Origin of the sequence: Enterobacter sp. Acro-832 (genome assembly GCF_011752745.1) — a bacterium.
In the GTDB taxonomy this organism is placed as follows: domain Bacteria; phylum Pseudomonadota; class Gammaproteobacteria; order Enterobacterales; family Enterobacteriaceae; genus Enterobacter; species Enterobacter quasiroggenkampii.
In genome coordinates, this window is record NZ_VWWX01000028.1 from 1 (window position 1) to 255 (window position 255).

The following is a 255-nucleotide window of genomic DNA, read 5'->3' on the forward strand; positions in this document are numbered from 1 at the left end:
GCCTTTCCCTCACGGTACTGGTTCACTATCGGTCAGTCAGGAGTATTTAGCCTTGGAGGATGGTCCCCCCATATTCAGACAGGATACCACGTGTCCCGCCCTACTCTTCGAGTTCACAACCTGTGTGCTTTCGTGTACGGGACTGTCACCCTGTACCGTGCGACTTTCCAGACGCTTCCACTAACACACAAGCTGATTCAGACTCTGGGCTGCTCCCCGTTCGCTCGCCGCTACTGGGGGAATCTCGGTTGATTT

1 rRNA gene is annotated in these 255 nt (G+C 54.9%); it reads right to left on the minus strand.

The window, feature by feature from the left end:
• Position 1 precedes the first annotated feature (1 nt).
• Positions 2-255, minus strand: a 23S ribosomal RNA gene (locus F3J31_RS23270); the annotation flags it as partial.